At 52.0% G+C, this 3,902-nt stretch carries 5 protein-coding genes; all 5 read left to right on the top strand.

Going from position 1 to position 3,902, the window contains the following annotated elements:
• Positions 1-282, top strand: a 282-nt coding sequence (locus tag BZG79_RS12710) for a YcgN family cysteine cluster protein (protein WP_199877817.1), incomplete at its 5' end; no start/stop codon positions are given.
• Positions 283-383: 101 nt separating this feature from the next.
• The gene (locus tag BZG79_RS12705; protein WP_077460358.1) at positions 384-743 is read left to right on the top strand and encodes a hypothetical protein; all 360 of its coding nucleotides are present in this window, start codon (positions 384-386) and stop codon (positions 741-743) included.
• A 49-nt stretch (positions 744-792) separates the two neighbouring features.
• Positions 793-2,916, top strand: coding sequence for a protein-disulfide reductase DsbD domain-containing protein (locus BZG79_RS12700; RefSeq protein WP_077774574.1), 2,124 nt, complete (start codon positions 793-795; stop codon positions 2,914-2,916).
• A complete protein-coding gene (locus tag BZG79_RS12695) occupies positions 2,913-3,434 on the top strand; it encodes a protein disulfide oxidoreductase (protein WP_077774573.1) in 522 nt (173 codons plus the stop codon). The genes BZG79_RS12700 and BZG79_RS12695 overlap by 4 nt, the downstream gene beginning before the upstream one ends.
• Positions 3,435-3,460: 26 nt before the next feature.
• Positions 3,461-3,902: thioredoxin domain-containing protein (locus BZG79_RS12690; RefSeq protein ID WP_199877816.1), on the top strand; the 442-nt coding region annotated here is incomplete at its 3' end.

The raw sequence follows: 3,902 nt of genomic DNA, 5'->3' as shown, positions 1-3,902 counted from the left end.
GATAAAACCTGCTCATGCAAAGACTATCCTAATCGTTTCTCGTATGAAGAGTCCTGTTTGAAGCTTACCCGCGACAAAATCGACGAGTTTTACTGGCTGCCAGAAACTTGTGCCTATCGTTTGTTGGCAGAAGATAAACCGCTACCTGATTGGCACCCGCTGATCACCGGATCAAAAGCTGCGATGCATAAAGCGGGGATTTCGGTCAAAGACAGCGTGGTGTATGAAATTGATGTGATTGACTGGGAAGATCATATTCAGCTCACCACGCGGCCGCGATAGGCCCACGAACCGTTAGCCTCCCGTTTGCCTGGCATCAAGGCTAACCCATTGTTTATTTTCGAGCGTGGGGCATAATGAGTGCCAATTCGACAGGAGGTGGAATGCAAAGGTACACGCGTCGTTCTAAAGCTGGCTGGGCCCTCGCAATAGCGTTATGGGTTCTGGCAGTGTGTGCCTTGCAAAATCAGCTTAGCCTGCAATCAGGGGCGCAAGCTGCCTGCCAAGTTGGCAACTTGGGAGAGCATGGTGATGAGGTCAATACAGTGGGCAAGAAATGTTCGCTGTCTGAGCAATTGATGCATCCTTCTGTTCTGACCCTAGATTGGCTGCCTTCTCCACTTTGGTGGTTGATTGTGTTGCTTGCCGTTATGGCAACCGTCAGCCTCGCGGTGGTATTACCCACGCATGACCCACCCACGTATCGACGGCGGCATCTTTGCTTTTGTGTGTTCCGAGAATAAAGCGCCTTTTCTTTCCATGGCGTATTTATTTTCAACAAGGAACAGATTTATGACTCGAATCAATCACTATTGGCGCAGCGTAACACCAAGTAGCGTATGGCAAGCTTTGGTCTTACCACCGCTTTTGTCTTTATGTTTACTGTTACTCAGCCCTTCTGTACTGGCAAATACGCCCGATACAGGTTGGCTGTCTAACCCTGATCACCCTCCCGTTGAGGTGCGTTTAGCGCTCACTGGTCAAGGTAATCCAGAGACTCACCACCTCGATGGCTTGCTTTCCGTCCGTTTACAAGGCGATTGGAAAACCTATTGGCGCTCGCCAGGCGAAGGCGGGGTCGCCCCAGAGCTTATCATTAACGATAGCCAAAACTTGGATGATATTATCTGGCATTGGCCGGCACCTGAGCGCCATGAGTTACTTGGCTTGACCATGTTGGGCTACAAAGGGCAAGTGACTTTCCCGCTGACCTTCAAGGTTGATACATGGCAACAGCCGGTGTCGCTCGATGCTACCTTGCGCTTGTCTTCGTGCACCAGTGTGTGCGTGATCACTGACTACCCCATCTCGCTCGACGTGACGCCCAGCGCACTGAAGGCTGATGGTGAGCGGATGTATCAGTTCAACCAAGCGATGAGTCAGGTGCCTAAGCCGCTACCCAGTGTGCAGGTTGAGTCTGCGGTCTGGGATGCTAACAAGCAGCAGCTCGCCGTCACTGTCACCGGTAACCAAGCTTGGCAACAGCCAGATATGCTGGTGGATGGCGAGGCGGTTATTGATGACACCTTTGGTGTACCCAGTCTCCACCGTGATGGCGACACCCTGACCGCGACCTTTGATGTCACCAATTGGATAGAAACCCCCAAGCTGACCGGTAAACCGATTCAAGTCACTGTTATTGATGAGCAGCTTCTGGCTGAGCATAGCACCACAGTGCGTACCGGAAGTGTCGCGTCGCAAGCCGGATTATCTGTTTGGGTGATTGGTGGCATTGCCCTCTTAGGGGGGCTGATTTTGAACGTGATGCCCTGTGTGCTCCCTGTACTTGGACTCAAACTTAACAGCATTGTCGCCAACCCGAATGCCACCCGTCGGGCGGTTCGTAGCCAGTTCCTGGCCTCTGCTGCCGGTATTCTGGTGTCGTTTTGGGCGATAGCTGGGCTGCTGATGACATTAAAGCTAACGGGGCAAGCCGTGGGTTGGGGCGTCCAGTTTCAAAGTCCAATCTTTATCGGCGTCATGACGCTGGTCATTTGGCTATTCGCGCTGAGCTTGTTTGATGTGCTGCGTATTGATTTGCCATCAAGCTGGCAAACTTGGCTTGCGACACGCGGTGGCCACACAACAAGCGGTCACTTTGTCCAAGGGGTATTTGCCACCTTACTGGCCACGCCATGCTCGGCACCTTTTTTAGGCACTGCGGTGGCATATGCACTGGGGGGATCCTTGACCGCGCTCTGGCTGATTTTTACCGCGCTGGCGGTCGGGATGGCGCTGCCGTGGTTGCTTGTGGCGGTTTTCCCTGGATTAACTCGCACGCTGCCTAAACCGGGTCCGTGGATGAATCACGTGAAACGGGTATTTGCCCTCTTGCTGGTTGCTACCACGGTGTGGCTATTCTGGCTGTGGATGCCTTATCTGGGCGTTGTTGGCGCTATCGCAGTGGGGGCACTGTTGCTTGCTACCAGTGTGTGGCTGACATATCGTACCCTTGGTAAGCTTGCCGCGATTAAAGGCGCAGCTGGACTATTGGCCGTTATGGTATTAGCGATTGTTGGCGCCTCCTTGACRGCAGAGCGCTGGGCAACGCCGATGAACTCGGATCCGGATTGGGTGGCGTTGGATGAAGCTGTGCTCGCTCAAGCGGTGGACCAGGGCAAGCTGGTGTTTGTCGATGTCACCGCGGATTGGTGTATTACCTGTCATGCCAACAAAGTGGGTGTGATATTGCAATCGCCCGTTTATGATGCCATTACCGCGTCTAATGTGGTAGCAATGCAAGGTGACTGGACCCGACCCAGTGAACGTGTGACGCAATATTTACAAAAGCACCAGCGCTATGGTGTGCCGTTTAATATTGTTTATGGTCCAGGTGCACCAAACGGCATTGCACTGCCGGTAATTTTGACCGATAAGGCCGTCATGAGCGCGCTTGAGCAGGCAAAAACACCATGACGAGCAGTAAAATGAAACGGTCGTGGCGTGAGCGGGTCAAACGTGGTGCGCGTGACGTGTGCTGGCTCATCGTGTTTGTGCTGATATCTAGCACTGCCGTCGATTGGTGGCGAAGCCGTGATATCGACACCAGTCAGTTTCCTGTGGACACGGTCCGCTTGCTGGATGGCCGCCAACAGGATTTGCTCGCCATGTCGCAGCACGAACCCGTGCTTATCTATGTATGGGCGAGTTGGTGCGGTGTATGCCGTTTTGTGACTCCCTCGGTAGATTGGTTGAGTGATCATGCGCAGGTGGTCTCGATCGCGTTACGCTCGGGCTCAGCGAAAAAAGTAAATGGATACCTTGCTCATCATGGTTACGATTTTTCGGTCGTCAATGATCCAGATGGACAACTCTCACGTCGATTGTCAGTGAAAGTGACGCCGACGGTAATGGTGGTTGAGCAAGGAAAGATCACCGCGATAACAACAGGCTTCACAACACCGCTTAGCCTATGGTTAAGGCTAGCGTTATGAATTTACATTTACCAAAAGGAAACCCAATGTCCTTATCTCGCTATATCGCCCCGCTTTGGGCTCTACTGCTTCTGGCTCTTCCTGTCAGCGCGAATGCGTTGTCCGATACCGAGCAAGCGCAACTGGATGACATTGTTGATTTACTGGAAGAAAATCCTAGAAATTTAAACTACTTGCATAGGTATGTAAAAGTCTACACAACAACTAAAAATTGGATATATAGCGAAAAGCATAGCTGGATTGGAGCCAGCGAACCAGCGATCACCGTGGTTAACTTTATGGACTACAACTGCCCATACTGTAAAAAGCTGGAAGACGAGCTACAGAAACTGGTGGCCGCCCACGACGATGTGAAGGTGATTAATATTGCCGTGCCGCTAAAACAACAGAATATTGAATCGCTTGATACCAACTCTGCCGTGTATGCGATGAATGTGTGGCTGGAAAAACCCGAGGCCTTTGCGCAGG

Source organism: Salinivibrio sp. MA427, assembly GCF_001996115.1.
Classification (GTDB): domain Bacteria; phylum Pseudomonadota; class Gammaproteobacteria; order Enterobacterales; family Vibrionaceae; genus Salinivibrio; species Salinivibrio costicola.
Note: the sequence above shows the minus strand (reverse complement) of the source record. Positions and strands in the feature narration are given on the sequence as shown.